Here is a 20,238-nt window from a genome sequence, read left to right as displayed (position 1 = left end):
CAGCCACCACAAGTGTGACTTTGCCCACGCGTCAACAACAGTCTATCGAAGCTGGCCGGGGCTGTCCACGCGCCGCGCCGCCAAGGGGACGGCGGCGATTTCCGCCAGCACCTGGCGCAGGATGGCGGGATGGCGGCCCAGCGCCACATGGCCGATGGCGCCCACCGCCACATGGTGCGCGCCGGCCAGCTGGCTGGAGTCCTGTGGCGCAACAATGTTGTCGTGATGGGAATAAATGGAAGTAATCAAGCCGCGTTGCGAATTTGCGTCAGCCGCGTCCAGCGCCCGCAGCCATGCGCTGCGGTGGCGCATTTGCGCCGCGTTGCGGCCCAGGCCCCAACTGGCCAGCGCCGTACCGTGGTGGGGGGTGCCCAGCGTGATCACGCGCGCCACCCGTGCCTCGCCATGGCGGCGCAGATAGGCGCGCGCCACCAGCCCGCCCATGCTGTGGGCCACGATCACCACCTGCCGCGCGCCAGTGGCCGCGCACAGTTGTTCGATGGCGGCCCGCACTTGTGCCACGTAATGATCGATGTCCGCCCCCAGCGGTTCCAGGTCCGGCGCCAGATGGCTGATGCCGGCCTGGCGCAGCCGGGCGCTCAGTTGGGTCCAGTAGCCGCTGTTGCAGGCATAGCCGTGCAGCAGCAACACGGGCAGTTGCTGCGTGCCGGCCGCCACATGGGGCGCCGTACTATGCAGCATATGTATGGAAGAAGCGGCTAAAGATGCATGGAATTCATACAACACGAGACGCAGCCAGCCCAGCGGCGTCACCTTGAACGCGGGCGGCACCATGCTGCCGGCGCGCCAGCTCAGGTAGAAATTGTGCAGCGAGATCAGCAGCCGCAGCACCAGCACGGCGCCCACACCGACGGCCAGCGCCGGCCACAGGCCCAGTCCCCAGGCCTGTTGCGCGGCCAGCGCCACGCCCAGCGCGGCGGCGGCCTGCACCAGCAACAACACGATCAGGATACGTTTCAACATGCTCGCTCTCAATGCGGCGCCGGCCTTGGCGCCGCTCCCTGGCGACGCTACGCGCTGGCGCGCGGCGCCGGTTTGCCCGTCAGTTGCTGCGCCAGCGCGCTGGCCATGCGCGCCGTGATGCCGTAGATCGACAGCTGGGGATTGGCGCCGATCGAGGTAGGGAACAGCGAACCGTCATGCACCGACAGGTTGGCCACGCCATGGTAGCGGCCATCGGCCCCCACCACGCCCTGACGCTCGTCGTCCGACAGCGTGCAGCCGCCCATCACGTGGGCCGACACCACCTTGGCCTGCAACACCTGGTACGGCAAGCTGTTGATGGCCTGTTTGGCCGCCGCCAGCGTGCTGTAGCTGTCGGCCTGCTCATGCACCGGCGTGACGCTCTTGGCGCCAGCCGCGAACTGGATCTCGGCCATGGTGAGCAACGAACGGCGCACGCCGTCCCACAGGAAATCAGTAATCGGGTAATCGAGCACGGGCGCACCGTTGTTGAGCATGACGCTGCCGCCCACGGACTCGGGATGGAAGCCGTCGCGCAGCAGCGCCAGCATGCCTTGCAGATGCGGGAACTGGCGCATCATGTCCGCATGCCGGGCGCCAAAGCCGGGCATGGTGGACGACAGCAGCAGTGGGTGCAGCGGCGGCGCCTCCAGTTTGTAGCCGATCGGCCCATCGATGGGGCCGGTGTGCAGGAAGTGATCCGAGTACACCGACTGCGGCGCGCCCGCGTAGCCATCCACGCGCTGCTCGAATAAACCGGCCGAGATGATGGTGGGATGGAGGAAGGTGCGTTTGCCCAGCAGGCCATGGGGATCGGGCGCGGCCGAGCGCATCAGCAGCGCCGGCGAATTGATGGCGCCGCCCGCCAGCACAAAATGTCTGGCGCGCAGCGTCACCTTGCGGCCGGTGGTGGCCAGGCCGGGAGCGTCCAGCGCCACGCAGTCGAGCTGCTCGACCCGGTCGCCCTTGAACACGAAGCGCTCCGCGCGCAAACGGGTGAGCAGCACGGCGCCGCGCTTGAGGGCCGACGGCAGAGTCGTCACCAGCATCGATTGCTTGGCGTTGGTGGGACAGCCCATGCCGCAGTAACCGAGATTCCAGCAGCCGTTCACATTGCGGTGGATGGTGGAAGTCGGGATGCCCAGCTTGGCCGCGCCCTGGCGCAGCAAGTCGTTGTTGGCGTTGGGCGCCGTATTCCACTCGTGGATGCTGAGCCGCTCCTCCATCATGGCGAACCACGGCGCCAGCGCTTCCGGCGTGTAGCTTTTCAAACCGAAGCGTTCGGTCCAGTAATTGAGCGTGCCGGGCGGGGTGCGGAAGCTGGTGGTCCAGTTGACGACGGTGGTGCCGCCCACTGTGCGGCCCTGCAGGATGTTGATGCCCTTGTCGCGCGTCTTGCGCGCACCCGACTCCTGGTACAGCGCGGGATAGGCGTCCGCCTCGCGCATCTTGAAGTCCTTGGACGACTTGAGCGCGCCCTCCTCCACGATCAGCACCTTGACGCCGGCCAGCGCGAGGATCTCGGCCGTGACACCGCCGCCGGCGCCGCTGCCGACGATGACCACGTCCGCTTCCAGCGTGCGGTCGCCGTCCAGCCGGGCGCAATCAGTGACGTCCCAGCCGGCGGCCAGGCCAGCCTGGATGGGATCGGGAATGCGGCCCGTGACGGGCGCGATGGGGATATTCGTTTTGATCATTGCAGCTTCCAGAAAGGTGGCGGACAGTTCAGCTCAATTCCTTGATCGGGCCGGGATAGCCGATCGCATCCCAATGCGCGGGATCGGAATACCAGGCACCGGCGATCAGGTCATGCAAGGCCTGGTAGGCCGTGACCAGCATGGCGATGCGATGATGCTGCCAGCTTTGCAGGAAAGCGTCGATCTGGGCCGGGGTGGCCTCGTTCCAGCTGGCCGGCACACCGGCCAGGAAGCGGCGCGCCGGTCCCAGCGACAGCAGGCCGAACAGGTCCTGCACTTCCTTCTGTGTGGCCAGCGGCAAGCCGTGCACGGCGCCGGCCACGCGCTCCACCGTGTTGGCCACGGCGGCCGTGCGCGCCTCGGGTGCAGTGGGCAGCACGGGGCCCAGCATGGATGGGATCAGCGCCGTCAGCACGGCACGCGCGTTGTCGTCCAGCGCGAACGCGTGCGGCTGGGCCGGCCCCTGCACGGCGCGGTACAGCGCGCCGCCAGCGGCCAGCGTCACCGCGCCGATGATGCCGATCTTCAAGAACGATCTGCGGGAAGTGGTCATGTCTCCATCCAGTTCTGGTGTTATTTTAATGAGGTGTATGGCCTATTTTTCTAGTGTACGTCAAAGGCAAGCTTGATTTTGCGCGGAAAAATAGAGTGCCGCGTCTACCGGCTTCTGGTAAAACGGTGACATGAAGAAAGAAGATTTGGTACAGACGCTGCAACAGCAACTGCATGCCGTGCAGTCGGAACGACAAGGCGCCAAGCGCGATCCAGCCCTGCTGGCGGCCCGTACGGCGCTCAAGCAATTCCAGTCGCAGCGGCTGGCCGCCACCCATGCCGACCTGCTGGCCGCGCCCAATTCACGCGAGGCGGCGCTGTTCTTCCTTGAAGAGCTGTACGGCGCGCACGACCTGAGCCAGCGCGATGCGGACCTGGAACGCATCATCCCCACCATGCAACGCTTGTTGCCTGTGAACGCATTGCAGACCATCACGGAAGCGATCATGCTCGACGCCCTGTCGGAACGGCTGGACACGGCCATGGCGCGCCAGTTGGGCACCCGATTCGATCTCGACGATTACGTGGCCGCCTACCGCGCCCACACCACGGCGCCCGACCGCGCACGCCAACTGGGGCTGGTGCGGGCGCTGGGCATGTCCTTGTGCGAACTGGTGCGAATTCCATTCCTGAACGCCACGCTGCACATGATGCGCGGCCCCGCCAAGCTGGCCGGACTGGGTGACTTGCAGCAATTTCTGGAGCGCGGTTTCACGGCCTTCAAGCGCATGAAGCAGGCCGAGCAATTCGTGACCACCATCGTCGGCCGCGAACAGCAAGCGATGGAGAACATCTATGCCGGCGCGGACGCGCCATTCGAAGTGGTGTAATTCAGCGGCGGCGCGCGCCCTTGCCCTGCGCCACAGCCGCCATCCGGCGCGAAATGCCGCGCAAGATGTTGACCTCTTCCGTTTCCAGCCCGGCCCGCGAGAACAAGCGTTTCAGGCGCGGCATCAGCTTGCGCGGGTTGCTGGCATCGAGAAAGCCGATCTCCACCAGCGCTTGTTCCAGATGGGTGTACATGCCCTCGATCTGGGCCAGGCTGGCCGCTTCGCCCTGGAAGCCCACTTCCGTGGCCGCGCGCTGGCCATCCAGCGCCGCCATGCGGCACTCGTAGGCCAGCACCTGGGCCGCCTGCGATAAGTTCAGCGACGAATAATCGGGATTGGCGGGAATGTTGATCAGCACGTTGCACTGCGCCACCACCTCGTTGGGCAAGCCGAAACGTTCATTGCCGAAAATGACGGCCGCGCGCAGTTCGCCATTGGCCACCAGTTGGCCGGCCAGTTCACGCGGCGTGAGCACGGGCGGCGAGTACTCGCGCAGCCGGGCCGACACGGCGGCCGCGAAGTTGATGCCTTCCAGCGCCTCGGCCATGCTGTCCACCACGCGCGCGCCCTGCAGGATGTCGAGCGCGCCGCTGGCGAAGGCCACCGCTTCCGGGTCGTCGAGCATGCCGTCGAAACGGGGCGACACCAGCACCAGCTCGGTGAAGCCCATGGTCTTCATGGCCCTGGCCACGGCCCCGATATTGCCCGCACGGCTGGTCTGGACCAGAATAAATCGCAGCCGTTGAAAAAGAGTCGTGTTGATTTCGGGCAGGTTCATTTAAAATAGCGCTATCGCGCGGTATCGATGCAAAAATTTCAATCTTGCAAGCCAGTCAGCAATGACGGCCCGCAGACCCGGATTTTACCCTGTCGCCGCCGCATCGCTCTTTAATTCATTCTTGTACCCCATTGCGCCGCCGGGATCGTTTCGTCCGGGCGGGTGATGGCGTTCTTTTAACGGAAAAGCTTACATGCACCCAATGCTCAACACGGCGATCAAAGCCGCCCGCCGCGGCGCCGCCGTCATCAACCGCGCCTCCTTCGACCTCGATCGCATCACTGTGACCGAGAAACAACATAACGATTTCGTCACCGATGTCGACCAGGCCGCCGAACAGGCCATCATTGAAGTGCTGTCCAAGGCCTACCCCGACCACGCCTTCCTGGCCGAGGAATCGGGCGCTTCCAAGAACGCCAACGACGAGAGTGAATTCACCTGGATCATCGACCCGCTCGATGGCACCACCAACTTCATGCACGGCTTCCCCCAGTACTCGATCTCGATCGCGCTGTCGCAGCGCGGCGTGATCACCCAGGCCGTGATCTACGACCCGGTACGTAACGACCTGTTCACGGCCACCAAGGGCGCCGGCGCCTACCTGAACGACAAGCGTATCCGCGTCACCAAGCTCGACCGCCTGGCCAACGCCCTGCTGTCGACCGGCTACGTGGCCGGCTCGGCCAAGGCGCTCGATGAATACCTGAAGATGTACGGCATCATGGCTGAACGCTGCCATGGCGTGCGCCGCCCCGGCAGCGCCGCGCTGGACCTGGCCTACGTGGCCGCCGGCCGCCTGGACGGCTTCTACGAAAAAGGCTTGAAGCCTTGGGACATCGCGGCCGGCGCGCTGATGGTGACGGAAGCGGGCGGCATCGTCGGCGAGTTCAGCGGCGAGTCCGACTACCTGTACAAGGGCGACATCATCGCCGCCAGCCCCAAGGTCTTCGGCCAGATGGTCAGCCTGCTGACCCCGTTTATCTGAGATCGCACGGCCCGCGGCTGAAAGAGAAGTTTTGTTACAAAAAAAGGGAGCATTTGCTCCCTTTTTCATTTCCGTGGCGAAACAATTGGCGAAGGATGCTGTTATACTCCGGCCTGCGGCGCCCTGACCAGTCCTCTGCCGCTGTCTTACCTAATCCGATTGCCTGCGACTGGCGTCATCCGTGGCGACAGGCCGATCTTTACATAAAGTTATCATGTCCTTTTCCAAACTCGGTTTGTCCGACGCTATCGTCCGTGCTGTAACCGAAACGGGTTACACCACCCCGACTCCGATCCAGGCGCAGGCGATCCCTGCCGTATTGAATGGCGGCGACCTGCTGGCCGGCGCCCAGACCGGCACCGGCAAGACGGCCGGTTTCACCCTGCCCGTGCTGCACCGCCTGTCGACCGACGCCAACGGCGCGGCCATGACCGGCAACACCTCGCAGCGCCCGATCCGCGCCCTGATCCTGACCCCGACCCGCGAACTGGCGGCCCAGGTCGAGGAAAGCGTGCGCATCTACGGCAAGTACACCAAGTTGAATTCGACCGTGATCTTCGGCGGCGTCGGCATCAATCCCCAGATCAAGCAGCTCAAGCATGGCGTCGACATCCTGGTCGCCACCCCGGGCCGCCTGCTGGACCACATGGAACAGCGCACGGTCGACCTGTCGAAAGTCGAAATCCTGATCCTCGATGAAGCGGACCGCATGCTCGACATGGGCTTCATCCGCGACATCCGCAAGGTACTGGCCGCGCTGCCGGCCAAGCGCCAGAACCTGCTGTTCTCGGCCACCTTCTCGGACGAGATCAAGGCCCTGGCCGACGGCCTGCTGAACAAGCCAGCCACGATCGAAGTGGCACGCCGCAATTCGACGGTGGAAGTGATCGCGCAAAAGATCCACCCCGTCGACCGCGACAAGAAGCACCCGATGCTGGCCCACCTCATCAAGAGCAACAACTGGCACCAGGTGCTGGTGTTCACGCGCACCAAGCACGGCGCCAACAAGCTGGTCGAACAGCTGGGCGGCGACGGCATCGGCGCCATGGCCATCCACGGCAACAAGAGCCAGTCGGCGCGCACCAAGGCGCTGGCCGAATTCAAGGACAACAAGCTGCAAGTGCTGGTGGCGACCGATATCGCCGCGCGCGGCATCGACATCGACCAGCTGCCGCACGTGGTCAACTACGACCTGCCCAACATTCCGGAAGACTATGTGCACCGTATCGGCCGTACCGGCCGCGCCGGCGCCACCGGCGAAGCCGTGTCGCTGGTGTGCGTGGACGAGCACGACATGCTGAAGGACATCGAAAAGCTCATCAAGCAGACTCTGCCACGCGCCGTGATTCCTGGCTTCGAGCCTGATCCGAACGCGCGCGCCCAACCGGTGCAACTGCGCAGCGGCGGCCCTGGCCACCGCAATCCCGGCAATCGCAGTGGCGGTGGCGGTGGCGGCGCCCGCAGCGGCGGCGGCGGCGGTGGCGGCCAGGTGGTGCGTGTCAAGACCGGTGGCGGCGCCAAGCCGCGCGGCGCCGGTGGTGGTGGCGCTGGCGGCGGTGGTGGCGGCGCTGGCCGTCCAGGCAGCTCGCGCTCGGCCGCCCAGCATCGCTCTGGCGGCCGCGGCCGCTAAGCACCAGGCATAGCAAGCGCCGGAGTCAGTGCCAACGTTCGCGCACAAGCTCAGGCGCAAATACAGAATCGGGGACAGACCCTTATTTTCGCATCGCGGAAATTCGGGTCTGTCCCCGATTTTCTTTCCGTGGTGGCCGGCCCTGGCGCTTTTCGATTACGATAGCGGCTCACGTCTCCGGGAGTCTTCATGCCTAAGTTCGCCGCCAACCTGACCATGCTGTTTACCGAAGCGCCGTTCCTCGACCGCTTCGCGCTGGCCCGCGAGGCCGGCTTCGAGGGCATCGAATTCCTGTTCCCCTACGCTTATGACGCGCAGCAGATCGCCGAGCGCCTGCGCCGCCATCAACTGCAACTGGTGCTGTACAACCTGCCGCCCGGCGACTGGGCGGCAGGCGACCGCGGCATGGCGTGCGATCCGCGCCGGATCGAGGAATTCCGCGCCGGCGTGGCGCTGGGCCTCGAATACGCGGTCGAACTGGGCACGCCGCGCCTGCACTGCATGGCCGGCATCGTCCCGCCCGGACTGGAACCTGCCCGCGCGCGCGACACTTACCTGGACAACCTGCGCTACGCGGCGGAACGATGCCGCCCGCACGGCATCGCGCTGATGATCGAGCCGATCAACCACTACGACATCCCCGCCTATTTCCTCAACCACAGCTGGCAGGCGCGCGAGCTGATCGCGGCCAGCGGCTGCGACAACATCTTCCTGCAATACGACATCTATCACATGCAGCGCATGGAAGGCGAACTGGCCAATACCATCCGCGCCAACCTGCCCCTGATCGGCCATATGCAACTGGCCGACACGCCGGGCCGCCACGAGCCAGGCACGGGCGAGATCAATTACCGCTTCCTGTTCCAGCAGCTCGACGCCATGGGCTACCAGGGCTGGATCGGCTGCGAATACGTGCCGCTGAACGATACGGCCAGCGGCCTGGGCTGGCGGGACGCGCTCACCACCTGACGTTGAACTTGCGTATCCGCAAAATCAATCCTCAGCTGTAGCACAACAATAGTCCCGACACCTCCGCGAAAGGATGCGATGAAACCGCTGCGCCTGGCCATGCCGTTCAGTTTGTTACGTTTGCTGCTGGCGCTGTCGCTGGCCGCCACGCTGGGTGGCTGCGCCAGCAGCACGGCGCGCATGGCGCAAGTGCGCGACCTGGCGGCCGAGTCGGCCAAGCTGGGCGCCTGGAGCGATTTGACCGAGCGCTACCGCGACACTTACGCGCGCGAGCAACCTTACCTGAGTCCGCAGGCGGACGCCCGCGAGCGCGCGCAGGATGCGGCCCGGCGCGCCGCCAGCGCCGACTTCGTACGCATCGGCCGTAGCGTGCAACTGTACATGCAGACCCTGGGCACGCTGGCCGGCGACAACCAGTACGACCTGGAGGACCAGGTCAAATCGGCCAGCACCGCCATCAAGGCCTGGCCCGACAGCGGCTTGCAGGACCGCCACGTGAACGCCTATGCCGGGCTGACCCGGCTGCTGGTCCACGTGCTTGGCGGGCGCCACCAGGAACAGGCCGTGCGCGAGCTGGTGCAGGCCGGCGACGCGCCGTTGCAGGAAATGCTGGAGGCCATGCGCATCCTGCTGCGCACCTATGCCGGCAGCAACGATAACGAGCAAGCCATCGTCACGGGATTGCTGGAAGTGAGCATTCCCTATCAGAACACGCCCGACCAGCGCCTGCTGGCCACGTTGGCCAAGGTGCAATTGCGCGCGCTGCGCAGCGAATACCAGCTGATCGGCCGCCGCCTGACGCTCACGGCGCACAACATCGACGCCATCGCGGCCGGCCACAAGACGCTGCTGGCCCAGCTGACCCAGCCTGGCGACGATAGCGTCGTCAGCCTGGCCCAAGCCAGCGCCACGGTGCGCGCCAGCCAGCGCGCGGCGGACGAAGCCTGGTCCGCCACACGGGCACCCTGAGTCACCGCCCCCTGTAGCGCCGCTCAGCCAGCCCGGCAAACCAGCCGCCCCGCCAACCAGCCACCATCGCGCAAGGAACCACCATGTCCACTCCCCTGCCCCCGCCATCCGGCGCGCGCGACATTGAAGCGCTGGCCGACCGCCTGTCGGCCTGCGCCGACGCCTTGCATGCGCGCCTGATGAAGGCCATTCGCGCCGCGACAACCACGCCCGCCCCCGTCGTCTCCGGCCCCGCCGCCACGCCGCCGGCGCGCGGTGCATCCATCGACCAGGGCCTGTCGCAAGGGGCGGCGCAAGCCCTGTTCGAAAATGAGGTGGCCTTGCGCCAGCGCGCCAACGGGCTGTACCTGGACGCGGCCGTGCTGGCCGCCGGCGGCCTGGCGGGCGCCCAGCAGCAGTTGCTGGCGCTCACCGCGCAGGCGGCCGAACGCATCCGCACGCTGGACCGCCTGCGCGACCTGATCGACCTGACCTCCGAATTGCTGCAACTGGGCGCGGCCGTCGCCAGCGGCACGCCCGAGCACTTGGCCGCGCCATTGGAGAAAATCAAGCAGCACCTGGCGGACCTGCGCGATCCGGCGCTCCCGCCACCGGTTTGACCACACGCCGCCCGCGCCGCGCGGTCGCCCTGCCGCAGCCCGGCGATTGCAGTACAATGGACCGAACGCTATCCTGCGCGCCCTGCGCGGGTGCGTCCTTGTCTATCAGCCAGTGAGGCGGTCATGAACGGTCTGGAACAGGAACAATGCAAGGCCTTGCAAACCCGGCTTGAGCAAGCCCGGTTGGACCTGCTGAGCCAGTTGGCCGACGACCTCGACCCGGGCGCCGACGTGCTGGCGCCGCCCGTGCTGGAAGTGGAAGCGTCGCCGGCCGACAACGCCAGCAACCGCACGCTCAATGAATTGGTGCATGAGGCGGCCGAACACACGGCGCGCCACTTGCAAGTGGTGCGTCACGCGCTGGCCAAATTCGACGACGGCAGCTATGGCCTGTGCGAATCATGCGGCGATCCGATCGGCTACTCGCGCCTGAACGCACGCCCGGAAGCGCGCCTGTGCATCGCCTGCCAGACGCGCGAGGAAAAACCCCACCGCTAACCCTACAAAGGTTGTTTCAAAATGACTGTGGCTAGGCGTGGCGACGAAGGCAGTGCGCTGGCACGGCGAGGCGGCTGCGCCGCGAGGCGCAGCGAAAACGACGCCACGGGCTTTTTGAAACGACCTAACGCATGTGTTGGCCGCCGTTGATGGCTATCTCCGCCCCCGTCACGAACGCCGCCTCCTCCGACGCCAGGTAAGCCACCAGGGCCGCCACCTCGTCCGGTTCACCCAGGCGGGCCACGGGAATCTGCGGCAGGATCTTCTGTTCCATCACGTCGGCCGGCACGGCTTCCACCATGCGTGTGCGCAAGTAGCCGGGCGCCACCGTGTTGACGGTGATGCCATGGCGCGCCACTTCCAGCGCCAGCGCCTTGGTCAGCCCGTGCATGCCGGCCTTGGCCGCCGCGTAGTTGCACTGGCCAAACGCGCCCTTCTGCCCATTGACGGAGGAAATGTTGATGATGCGGCCCCAGCGCCGTTCCAGCATCTCGTCGAGCACCTGCTTGCTCATGTTGAACACGCTGTCGAGATTGGTGTGCAGCACGGCTTGCCAGTCTTCCCGGCTGAGCTTGCGCAAGCTCTGGTCGCGCGTGATGCCGGCGTTATTGACCAGCACATCGACCCGGCCCAGCTCCTCGCGGATGCGGGCCACGGCCCGCGCGCAATCATCGTAATCGGCCACGTCCACCTGGTAGCCGCGGCAGCGCAAGCCTTCATCCTTGCGCGCCTCGATCCACGCCTGGGCGCCATGGTTGCCGGGCGAATAAGTGGCGGCCACGGCATAACCGGCCCGGTACAGCCGGTGGCAGATCGCCGTCCCCAATCCACCCATGCCCCCAGTGACAATGGCCACACGTTTGCTGTCCATGCTCCCCTCCAAATATTGTTATAAATGCAGCATTTTATGAGAGGGGTCAAACGCCGTTTTGCGCCAGATCAAATGTGTCGCGGATGAGGTATTGGCCAGCGCGTGAAGCGCTAACCTTCCGACAACCAGGGCTGGCTGCGGATCTTGGCCACCTGGCGCAGGGCCAGCCAGCGCCACAGTTGCAGCGCGTCGGCCTGCGACAAGGCCGTCATGTGGCGCGGATTGGCCAGCGCGATCTCGCAATCGCGGTCCGACCATTCCTCGAAGCGCACATCGCCGCCGCACGCCACTTCCAGCGCGTACATCAAGCCATCGTCGTAGCCAAAGCGCAGCACGGCCGTGCCGGGCCCGCCGTCCGGCGCGGCCGTCTTGCCGCTGTAGACGTCGGCCAGCGCGGCCACCAGCTGGGCTTCGGTGGGTGCCGTCACGTCACGCCCGTCGGGCCGCGTTAGCTCTACCCATGCCTGTGTCATAGAGAAGCTCCCTTTCACACTCGTTAGCAACCTGCTGGCAATCATGCCTGTCCTGCGCGGCACGGCCATGATGTAGCTCTGCTCCAGGCCCGGTGGCGGCCGCCACGTGGCGCGCCGGACGGAATGTGGCAATTTATTGTAGCAACTATCATGCGGAAAATGACAGGCGCCGCCGCAAATTATCGCCAGTCGCAACAATACCGTGCCGGGATCACGCCGGGCGAAAAAACTTGCCACCCGCGCCCCGTCCGCGCCACCCTTGGCCGTATAATCAATTGCGCCGGTTTATTATGTTTCTGTCTACAATGCTTTCATTACGATAGGTACGCCTGATGGATCTGCACGACCAGCCCGCCACCCCGCCACCGGAGCACCTGTCGCCAGACGACGCCGGCGCGCGGCTGCAATGGGCGATCGAGCAAGTCCCGGTGGGCTTCGTCTATCTGGACCCGCACTGCCGGATCGTGCACGTGAATGCGCACCTGTGCCAGATGCTGGGCATGACGCCGGACGAACTGCAAGGCCATCACTACAGCCAGTTCCTGGCCGAGGCCGACCGCCAGCACATCGCGGCCGGCCAGGCCGAACTGCTGGCCGCGCCCGGCGTGCCGCAACAGAGCGACGCGCGCTGGCGCGGCAAGGACGAGACCTTGTTGTGGAGCCATGTGACGCGCTACAGCATCATCGGCGCCGGCGGCGCGCCCGCGGGCCAGGTGTGGTGGGTCGGCGACATCACCCAGCGGCGCCAGCTCAAGGACATGCTGCAACTGTCGAACCGGGCGCTGGCCGCATGTTCGAACGGCGTGCTGATCGCCAGCGCCGGCGAGCCCGACTACCCCATCATGTACGCCAATCCCGCGTTCTACGCGATGACGGGCTACACGCCGATGGACATCATGGGCCGCAATTGCCGGCTGCTGCAAAACGGCGACCATGACCAGCCCGGGCTGGCCCCCCTGCGCCACGCGCTGGGCCAGCGCCAGGATGCCCATGTGGTGCTGCGCAACTACCGCAAGGACGGCACCCTGTTCTGGAACGACCTGCTGATCTCGCCCGTGCCCGACGAGCACGGCGTCATCACCCACTATGTCGGCATCCTCAACGACATCACCCTGCTCAAGGAAAAGGAAGAGCGCCTCACCTACCAGTCCACCCATGATGAACTGACGGGCCTGCCCAACCGCAGCCTGTTCAACCAACGGCTGCAGCAAGCCATGCTGCGGGCCGGCCACCACGAACACGCGGTGGCCCTGCTGTGCGTGGGGCTGGACAACTTCGAGCTGGTCAACGAAAGCCTGGGCCACGCGGCCGGCGACCAGATGCTGGCCATCGCCGCCCAGCGCTTGCAGCAATGCATGGGCGAGCACGACACGCTGGCGCGGCTGGGCGACCATGAATTCCTCGCCATCCTGGGCGCCGTCAACGGCGCCGGCGACGTGATGCCCGTCTGCGAGCATATGTTCGCCGTGTTGGCCCAGCCCTTCACGCTGGACGGCCAGCCGGTGCACGCCAGCGCCAGCATCGGCATCGCGCTGTATCCGCAGGACGCGGCCGACAGCGCCACCCTGATGCGCTACGCCGACCTGGCCCTGACGCGTGCGCACGACCAGGGCGGCGCCAAATTCCAGTTTTTCGCGCAAGAGATGAACCAGCGCACCCTGGCCCGCATCGGCATGGAAGCGGCCTTGCGGCAGGCCATCGCGCGCGGCGAGCTGCGCCTGCTGTACCAGCCGCTGGTGGACTTGCAGAGCGGCGCCATCGTCAGCGTGGAAGCGCTGGTGCGCTGGCAACATCCCACCCAGGGCTTGCTGGAGGCGGCCGAATTCATCACTGTGGCCGAGCAGGCCGGGCTGGCCGACACCATCGGCGACTGGGTGCTGCGCCAGGCGTGCCGCGACCTGGCCGCCTGGCACGGGCAGCAACTGGCGCCGCTGCCGGTGGCCATCAACATCTCGCCGCGCCAGTTCCGCGACCGCCTGTTCGCCGGCACCGTGGCCGCCGTCCTCAACGAGCATGGGGTGCTGGCGCCGGCGCTGACACTGGAGATCACGGAAGCGTGCCTGATGCAGGACAGCGGCGTGGGCAGCGCCAGCCTGGCGCGCCTGAAGGCGCTGGGCGTGCGGCTCACGCTGGACGACTTCGGCACCGGCTACACATCGCTCAGCAACCTGAAACGCCACCCGTTCGACGCCGTCAAGATCGACCGCCAGTTCATCCGCAACATCGTCACCGATAGCGACGACGCGGCGCTGGCCCGCACCATCATCTCCATGTCCCACCACCTGGGCATCCAGGTGGTGGCCGAAGGGGTGGAGACGGAAGCCCAGTGCGACTTCCTGCGCCGCAATATGTGCGACCTGATCCAGGGCCACTTCTTCGCGCCGCCCGTCACGGCGGAGGCCCTGCAGGCCATGCGCGACGAAGGACGCGCACTGCCGCCGCACCTGCTGCGCATCCAGAAACAAAAGCGCAGCCTGCTGCTGGTGGACGACGAGCAGAACATCGTCTCGGCCCTCAAGCGCCTGCTGCGCAAGGACGATTACCAGATCCACACCGCCAACAGCGGACAGGAAGGGCTGGACGTGCTGGCCCAGCACGCGGTGGACGTGATCGTATCGGACCAGCGCATGCCCGGCATGCTGGGCGCCGACTTCCTGCGCAAGGCCAAGCTGCTGTATCCGGACACGATACGCATCATGCTGTCCGGTTACACGGAACTGCAGTCCGTCACGGACGCCGTCAACGAAGGGGCGATCTACAAATTCCTCACCAAGCCGTGGGAGGATGAACTGCTGCGCGGCCATATCGCGCAAGCGTTCCAGCTCAAGGAGATCGCCGACGACAACGCCCGCCTGCACCTGGAAGTGCGCACCGCCAACCACGAGCTGGCCGCCGCCAACCGCCGCATGGAGGAACTGCTGCTGCTCAAGCAGCGCCAGATCAGCCGCGACGAGATCAGCCTGAACGTGGCCCACGACGTGCTGCAGCACTTGCCGCTGCCCGTGATCGGGATGGACGACGCCGGCATGATCGCCTTCGTCAACGGCGCCGCCGCCGCCCTGTTCCAGCACAGCGGCGCCCTGCTCGGCAACCAAGCCAGCCTGGTGCTGCCGGAACTGTCCCCCGACGCCGGCACGGCCGGCGCGCCTGCCCACCAGACCGTGATCAACGGCCAGCGCTACGACGTGCTGGTCTACCCCATGGGCGAACGTTCGGAATCGCGCGGCAGCCTGATCACCCTGAGGCACAGCGAAGGACCATGATGGACCAGTCCCCCCACTTGCGCATCGCGATCGACCAGGCGGCGGCCGGCATGATATTGGCCGACGACCTGCTGGACGCCCACGGCGCCGTGCTGCTGCCGCACGGCGCGACCCTGACCGACGCCACCCTGGCCAGCCTGCGCCGGCGCGGCGTGGGCCATTGCACGGTCGAGCACGCGGCGTGCGGGGAGGACGCCGACGGCGCGCAAGCCCTGTCGTCCCAGGCCGGGCAGGCGGCGCGCGCCGCCTTGCGCGAACGCCAGCTGGCGCGGCTCCAGCACCTGTTCCGCCACAGCGCGGGCTACGAGGCCAACGCCACGCTGCTGCAATTGCTGACCGACTACCGCAACCGGGAGTGACCATGCCCACCATGGACGACATCATCAAGCGGGTGCAGGACTTGCCGTCACTGCCGGCCGTGGTGGCCGAACTGCTCACCACCGTCGAGCAGGACGACGTCGACCTGCACGCGCTGGCGGCCAAACTGGCGCTGGACCAGTCGCTCGCGGCCAAGACCCTGCGCCTGGCCAACTCCTCGTTCTACGGCATGTCGACCAAGGTCACCACCATCCAGCAAGCGATCACGGTGCTGGGCTTCCACAGCATCCGCACGCTGGTCACGGCCTGCTCCGTCACGGGCGCCTTCACGCCGGCGCCGGGCAGCGCGTTCGCGTTCGAACCGTTCTGGCGCCACGCCATCGGCACCGCCGTGTGCGCGCGCGCGTTGGCGCCCCATGCGCGCCTGAGCCCCGAGACGGCGTTCACGGCCGGCCTGCTGCACGACCTGGGCACGCTGGTGCTGGCCACCCGCTACCCGGCCGAGTACGGCGCGGTGGAAGCCTACCGCCAGCAGCAGGATTGCACCGTGGGCATGGCCCAGCACGCCATCTTCGGCTACGACCATGCGCGCGTGGGCAGCGCGCTGGCGGCGCACTGGAAATTCCCGCGCGCCATCCAGGATGCGGTGGCCGGCCACCACCAGCCCGACGGCGCCGACAGCGTGTCGCTGGCGTTGCTGATCCATGTGGCCGACGCCCTGGCCCACGCGCTCGACCTGGCCGGCGAGCAGGACGACCAGGTGCCGCCCCTGTCGCAGCAGACCTGGCGTATGCTGGCGTTGAGCGACGCGGCCTGCCTGGCCGTGTGCGCGGAGACGGAAGCCACGTTCCAGGAGCTATGCCAGATCCTGGTCCACTAACGGAGCCTTGAGATTCATGAACGCCCATTTCGATACCCAGCCCGCCGACGGCGATACGGAAAACGCCGGCATCGAACTGTCCGAGTTCTTCGACGGCCATCCGGTGGCCACCTTCGCCATTAACAACAACCACTTCGTCACCCACTGGAACAAGGCGTGCGAACAGTTGCTGGGCTGGAGCAAGGCGGAGATGGTGGGTACCCAGAACCACTGGCAGGCGTTCTATGCCAAGCAGCGCCCGCTGCTGGCCGACCTCATCATCTCCGGCGAGGAGGACGAGATCGACCGCCATTACCTGGGCAAGCACAAGCGCTCGACCCTGATTCCCGGCGCCTATGAGAGCGAGGACTTTTTCCCCAACATCGGCGAAAGCGGCCACTGGCTGCACTTCACGGCCGCCCCGCTGCGCGACCGCCAGGGCCAGGTGGTGGGCGCGATCGAAACCCTGCGCGACGTGACGGAACGGCGGGTCGCCGAGAACGCGCTGCGCAAGGCGCACGACAACCTGGAAAGCCTGATCGAGAAGCGCACCGCCCAGCTGGCCGAGGTGAACGAACGGCTGGAGGACGACATCCGCCAGCGCGAACGGGCCGACGCCGAACTGCGCCGGCGCAACGTGGAGCTGACGGAACTGAACGAGCAGTTGTCGATGGCCCAGGAGCAGCTGGTGCAGTCGGAAAAGCTGGCCTCGATCGGCCAGCTGGCGGCCGGCGTGGCGCACGAGATCAACAACCCGATCGGCTACATCTTCTCCAACTTCGGCACCCTGCAAAGCTACCTGGACCAGTTGTTCGAGATGCTGGCCGCCTACCAGGAGTCGGAGGCCAGCCTGGCCGCGCCGGAAGTGGCGGCCAGGCTGCGCGCCATGCGCGAACAGATCGACCTCGACTTCCTGCGCGAAGACATCCCTTCCCTGATGGGCGAATCGAAGGAAGGCATTGTGCGGGTGCGCCACATCGTGCAGGACTTGAAGGATTTCTCGCGGGTGGACGCCAACCAGGAATGGGTATGGTCCAACCTGCACCAGGGCATCGACTCCACCCTCAACATCGTCAGCAACGAAGTCAAGTACAAGGCCGACGTGATCAAGGAATATGGCGCCATTCCCGACATCGAATGCCTGCCGCTGCAGATCAACCAGGTGGTCATGAACCTGGTGGTGAACGCGGCCCACGCCATCGGCCCCGAGCGCGGCAAGATCACGGTGCGCACCGGTACCGAGGGCGAGCAAGTATGGCTGGAAGTGGCCGATACCGGCAGCGGCATCGCGCCCGAGGCGCTGTCGCGCATCTTCGACCCGTTCTTCACCACCAAGGCCGTGGGCAAGGGCACGGGGCTGGGCCTGTCGCTCGCTTATGGTATCGTGCAGAAACATAAAGGTAAGATCGAGGTCAGCACGGAACTGGGCAAAGGCACTTGCTTCCGCGTCACGCTGCCCATCCATCATCCCACCGAGACCTAGGACGCCAGCCTATGACACCAGCCGCCCTGCCGCACAGCCCACCCGTCATGCAGACGGCCAGCGCCACCCTGCTGTTCGTGGACGACGAGCCCAACATCCTGTCCTCGTTGCGCCGGCTGTTCCGCCCGCGCGGCTACAAGGTGCTCACCGCCGAAAGCGGTGCCGAGGGGCTGGAAGTGCTGGCGCGGGAAGCGGTCGACCTGGTGATCTCCGACATGCGCATGCCGGAAATGGACGGCGCCCGCTTCCTGGCCCAGGTGCGCCAGCAGTGGCCGGGCACGCTGCGCCTGCTGCTGACCGGGTATTCCGACATCCAGTCGATCCAGGACGCCATCAACTGCGGCGAGATCTACCGCTACATCACCAAGCCGTGGGACGACAACGACATCGTGCTGGTGGTGCGGCACGCGCTGGAACGGCGCGAACTGGAGCTGGAAAAGGAACGCCTGGAGCAACTGACCTTGCGCCAGAACGAGGAACTGAAGGGACTCAACCAGAGCCTGGAGGCGAAGGTCGAAGCCCGCACCCGCCAGCTCAAGGTGGCGCACGACGCGGCGGTGGCCGCCGGCGACAAGCTCAAGACCAATTTCATCACCACCATCAAGATCCTGTCGAGCATCGTCGAGATGCGCGGCGGCCAGCACACGGGGCACGCGCGCCAGGTGGCCGACCTGGCCCGCAAGCTGGCCGTGGCCCTCAAGCTGGACCCGCGCGAAACCCAGGAAGTGTTCATCGCCGCCCTGCTGCAGGATATCGGCAAGATCGGCTTCACCGACGACATGCTGTCCACCCCGCTCACCATGCTCAACGGCGAGGCGCTGGGCCAGTTCCGCAAGCATCCGCTGCGGGCCGAGCAACTGCTGATGCCGCTGCAAGACTTGCGCGGCAGCGCCGCCATCCTGCGCGCCCAGCTCGAACGCTTCGACGGCAACGGCTTCCCGTACGGGATCTCGGGGCTGGCCATCCCCATCGGCGCGCGCATCCTGGCGCTGGCGGCCGACTATTTCAACCTGCAACAGGGCGCCATGGTGCAGCGCCACCTGCGGCCTGAGGAAGCCAAGTCGCTCATCATGGACGCCGCCGGCAAGCGCTACGACCCGGCCGTGGTGGCCGCGTTCCGCCAGATCATCGACTTCGCGGTCGAGGATCCGGGCGCCGGGGTCGAAGTGCTGTCGGGCGAACTGCAGCCGGGCATGGTGCTGGCGCGCGACCTGATCAGCCGCGACGGCCTGATGCTGCTGCCGGCCGAGCACACGCTGGACCCGCGCATGATCCAGCAAGTGCAGGACTTCGAATCGAAGAGCGAGGGCCGGCTGGCGATCTGGGTGCGGCTGGCCAAAACGCCGTGAGCCCGCGCGTACGGCGCGGGTCCAGCGTCGCGGGTCCAGCGTCATCCCTTACCGGCCCGCAGCCACCGTGTTGGCCGGCGTGCCCGTCAAGCGTTCCACCATGGCGTGCACGGCCAACATCTGCGGGCCGGACTTGAACGCGTAATTGAGGCCCGTGTAGCCGTACCAGTCCCAGCAGCCCTGCGGGTTGTACGGCACGTTGGACGCGTTCACCTGCGGGTACAGCACGATGATGTTGTTGCTGTCGGCCCAGCTGTTGTAGCTGCTCTTGCCATAGAAATCATCCTGCACCACGGCCGCCGACTGCTTGCAGCCGTGGAATGCCACGTGCACCCGGCAAGCCTTGCCGGCGTTGCAGCTGGCCGGTACATAGGCAAAGGCGTCGGCCGCCATGCCGGTGCTGGCGTCGGCGAATTCGCGCTGGTTGAACGTGATGATCTTGCCCGACAGCTTGCTGGCCGGCGCCTTGGCGTTGCCGTAGATGTGGGCGAACATGGCGCCCGGCTGGTCGTACGCCGCGTGGTGCACGGTGCACTTGCTGATGTAGGGCGCGGCATTGGCGCCGCAACTGTTGCCGAACGCCGGCGTCAGCAAGGCATGGCCGGCCGGCACGTTGTTCACGTACACGAGGTTGGCGTCGGGCACGCCGGCATCCTTGAAGAAGGTGACCGTGGCGTCCACCGCCTGCTGGTACACCACCGTATCCTTGGTGCCGCTGAACACGTAGATGCGGTCGTTCTGCAAGTCGCTCAGCGGGTCGATCTGGCCGGCGGCGGCGAACCCCTGGGCCGACAGCAGCAACAGGGCCGGATTGGGCGGCAGGAACGGCACCTGGCCCATGCACACGGCCGCGTTCACCAGCGAGCCGGCCGCGCAGTAATACGGCCCGCCGGCCACCACCCCGGCACCGACCACGGAGCTGGAATAGGCGACTTGATATTGCACCGCCATAAACGCCCCCGACGACAGGCCGGAGACGGACGTGGCGCCATGGTCGGCACCCAGCGCGGGCAAGTTGTTGCTGGCTTGCGCCAGAGGAGAAAACGCCAGCGCGACGGCCAGCAGGGAAGCGGGGACGGGCAATTTCATGTGGGCTCCAGGATCGGCAAGGGGGAAGAAAGGCGGGCGTCG

General features: G+C 66.3%; 19 protein-coding genes. 12 read left to right on the top strand and 7 right to left on the bottom strand.

Annotated elements, in window-relative coordinates; all coding sequences use genetic code 11:
• Positions 1-42 precede the first annotated feature (42 nt).
• Genes H3H39_RS06855 through H3H39_RS06845 form a run of 3 tightly spaced genes read right to left on the bottom strand, consistent with a single transcriptional unit; the run spans position 43 to position 3,234 of the window.
• A complete protein-coding gene (locus H3H39_RS06855; protein ID WP_182152634.1) occupies positions 43-984 on the bottom strand; it encodes an esterase/lipase family protein in 942 nt (313 codons plus the stop codon).
• Positions 985-1,031: 47 nt separating this feature from the next.
• Positions 1,032-2,681 (bottom strand): GMC family oxidoreductase, encoded by a 1,650-nt coding sequence (locus tag H3H39_RS06850; RefSeq protein ID WP_182152633.1) that lies wholly within the window; start codon positions 2,679-2,681, stop codon positions 1,032-1,034.
• 28 nt (positions 2,682-2,709) lie between these two features.
• Positions 2,710-3,234: a hypothetical protein gene (locus H3H39_RS06845; RefSeq protein ID WP_182152632.1), complete on the bottom strand. Its 525-nt coding sequence runs from the start codon at positions 3,232-3,234 to the stop codon at positions 2,710-2,712.
• Positions 3,235-3,364: 130 nt separating this feature from the next.
• Here H3H39_RS06845 and H3H39_RS06840 point away from each other — a divergent pair, with 130 nt between their 5' ends.
• Complete coding sequence (locus H3H39_RS06840) at positions 3,365-4,063, top strand: DUF8198 family protein (protein ID WP_182152631.1); 699 nt, start codon at positions 3,365-3,367, stop codon at positions 4,061-4,063.
• Between the two features lies 1 nt (position 4,064).
• Here H3H39_RS06840 and H3H39_RS06835 read toward each other — a convergent pair whose 3' ends face one another.
• Positions 4,065-4,841, bottom strand: a complete 777-nt coding sequence (locus H3H39_RS06835) for an RNA methyltransferase (RefSeq protein WP_182152630.1) — start codon at positions 4,839-4,841, stop codon at positions 4,065-4,067.
• A 202-nt stretch (positions 4,842-5,043) separates the two neighbouring features.
• On the opposite strand from H3H39_RS06835, the gene H3H39_RS06830 reads away from it, so the two are divergent.
• The 6 genes from H3H39_RS06830 to H3H39_RS06805 all read left to right on the top strand — a co-directional run bounded on the left by H3H39_RS06830 (position 5,044) and on the right by H3H39_RS06805 (position 10,491).
• Positions 5,044-5,826 (top strand): inositol monophosphatase family protein, encoded by a 783-nt coding sequence (locus H3H39_RS06830; RefSeq protein WP_182153061.1) that lies wholly within the window; start codon positions 5,044-5,046, stop codon positions 5,824-5,826.
• A gap of 214 nt (positions 5,827-6,040) precedes the next feature.
• Positions 6,041-7,456 carry a DEAD/DEAH box helicase gene (locus tag H3H39_RS06825; RefSeq protein ID WP_182152629.1) on the top strand — a complete coding sequence of 472 codons (1,416 nt, stop codon included), beginning with the start codon at positions 6,041-6,043 and terminating at the stop codon, positions 7,454-7,456.
• Positions 7,457-7,645: 189 nt separating this feature from the next.
• Positions 7,646-8,425, top strand: a complete 780-nt coding sequence (gene otnI, locus H3H39_RS06820) for a 2-oxo-tetronate isomerase (protein WP_182152628.1) — start codon at positions 7,646-7,648, stop codon at positions 8,423-8,425.
• Between the two features lie 78 nt (positions 8,426-8,503).
• Positions 8,504-9,394: a hypothetical protein gene (locus H3H39_RS06815; protein ID WP_182152627.1), complete on the top strand. Its 891-nt coding sequence runs from the start codon at positions 8,504-8,506 to the stop codon at positions 9,392-9,394.
• Between the two features lie 83 nt (positions 9,395-9,477).
• Positions 9,478-9,993: a hypothetical protein gene (locus H3H39_RS06810; protein WP_182152626.1), complete on the top strand. Its 516-nt coding sequence runs from the start codon at positions 9,478-9,480 to the stop codon at positions 9,991-9,993.
• Positions 9,994-10,116: 123 nt separating this feature from the next.
• A complete protein-coding gene (locus H3H39_RS06805; RefSeq protein WP_182152625.1) occupies positions 10,117-10,491 on the top strand; it encodes a TraR/DksA family transcriptional regulator in 375 nt (124 codons plus the stop codon).
• A 124-nt stretch (positions 10,492-10,615) separates the two neighbouring features.
• On the opposite strand, the gene phbB is transcribed toward H3H39_RS06805, so the two are convergent.
• Together phbB and H3H39_RS06795 are read right to left on the bottom strand one after the other, a co-directional pair.
• The gene (phbB, locus tag H3H39_RS06800) at positions 10,616-11,362 is read right to left on the bottom strand and encodes an acetoacetyl-CoA reductase (RefSeq protein WP_182152624.1); all 747 of its coding nucleotides are present in this window, start codon (positions 11,360-11,362) and stop codon (positions 10,616-10,618) included.
• Between the two features lie 110 nt (positions 11,363-11,472).
• On the bottom strand, positions 11,473-11,835 hold the full coding sequence (locus tag H3H39_RS06795; RefSeq protein WP_182152623.1) for a hypothetical protein: 363 nt from the start codon (positions 11,833-11,835) through the stop codon (positions 11,473-11,475).
• 332 nt (positions 11,836-12,167) lie between these two features.
• Between H3H39_RS06795 and H3H39_RS06790 the strand changes: the two genes are divergently transcribed.
• The 5 genes from H3H39_RS06790 to nosR are packed head-to-tail and all read left to right on the top strand — an operon-like array spanning position 12,168 to position 19,107.
• The gene (locus H3H39_RS06790; RefSeq protein ID WP_182152622.1) at positions 12,168-15,098 is read left to right on the top strand and encodes an EAL domain-containing protein; all 2,931 of its coding nucleotides are present in this window, start codon (positions 12,168-12,170) and stop codon (positions 15,096-15,098) included.
• Positions 15,095-15,457: a hypothetical protein gene (locus H3H39_RS06785; protein ID WP_182152621.1), complete on the top strand. Its 363-nt coding sequence runs from the start codon at positions 15,095-15,097 to the stop codon at positions 15,455-15,457. Before H3H39_RS06790 ends, H3H39_RS06785 begins: the two co-directional genes overlap by 4 nt.
• Positions 15,458-15,459: 2 nt before the next feature.
• Positions 15,460-16,296, top strand: a complete 837-nt coding sequence (locus H3H39_RS06780; RefSeq protein ID WP_182152620.1) for an HDOD domain-containing protein — start codon at positions 15,460-15,462, stop codon at positions 16,294-16,296.
• A gap of 16 nt (positions 16,297-16,312) precedes the next feature.
• Entirely contained in the window at positions 16,313-17,758 is a 1,446-nt protein-coding gene (locus H3H39_RS06775; protein ID WP_182152619.1) for a PAS domain-containing sensor histidine kinase, read from the top strand.
• A gap of 11 nt (positions 17,759-17,769) precedes the next feature.
• On the top strand, positions 17,770-19,107 hold the full coding sequence (nosR, locus tag H3H39_RS06770) for a response regulator c-di-GMP phosphodiesterase, NosR family (protein ID WP_182152618.1): 1,338 nt from the start codon (positions 17,770-17,772) through the stop codon (positions 19,105-19,107).
• A gap of 48 nt (positions 19,108-19,155) precedes the next feature.
• Here the strand turns inward: nosR and H3H39_RS06765 are convergent, their stop codons facing one another.
• Positions 19,156-20,196, bottom strand: a complete 1,041-nt coding sequence (locus H3H39_RS06765) for an extracellular catalytic domain type 2 short-chain-length polyhydroxyalkanoate depolymerase (protein ID WP_182152617.1) — start codon at positions 20,194-20,196, stop codon at positions 19,156-19,158.
• Between the last annotated feature and the right edge of the window lie 42 nt (positions 20,197-20,238).

It is taken from the genome of Rugamonas apoptosis (assembly GCF_014042355.1).
Taxonomy (GTDB): Bacteria; Pseudomonadota; Gammaproteobacteria; order Burkholderiales; family Burkholderiaceae_D; genus Rugamonas; species Rugamonas apoptosis.
Note: the sequence above shows the minus strand (reverse complement) of the source record. Positions and strands in the feature narration are given on the sequence as shown.